This is a genomic window from Nonomuraea sp. NPDC048916, assembly GCF_040649575.1.
In the GTDB taxonomy this organism is placed as follows: Bacteria; Actinomycetota; Actinomycetes; order Streptosporangiales; family Streptosporangiaceae; genus Nonomuraea.
Window position 1 is genome coordinate 1 of record NZ_JBEZFS010000284.1, and the last position, 385, is coordinate 385.

1 protein-coding gene is annotated in these 385 nt (G+C 67.8%); it reads right to left on the reverse strand.

Features of this window, described 5'->3' with window-relative positions:
- A partial coding sequence (locus AB0C16_RS40870; protein ID WP_357691598.1) for a B12-binding domain-containing protein occupies nt 1–385 on the reverse strand: 385 nt, incomplete at both ends.

Here is a 385-nt window from a genome sequence, read left to right on the forward strand (position 1 = left end):
TTCATGCCGTCGAGGAGTGTCTCGTTGACGATGTCGAGGGCCGGCCGGTCCTGGAGTGCCGCGTCGAGGTCGGCCTCCAGGCCGTTCTTCTCACCGTCGATGATGCGCCGCTTGAGCCGCTCGTCCAGGGGCAGGGCGGCCAGTTCCTCGGCCTTGCCCGCCTTGAGGGACTTGGTGGTGGCTCCCTCGAACAGCGCCATCAGCTTCTGGAGCGGGTCGTACCCCTCGGAGCGCCGGTCGTAGATCAGGTCGAGCGCGGTGGTGACCTGCTCCTCGTCGAAGCGCGCGATCGGCAGGATCTTGCTCGCGTGCACGATCGCCGAGTCCAGGCCCGCCTTCACGCACTCGTCGAGGAAGACCGAGTTGAGCAGGATGCGGGCCGCCG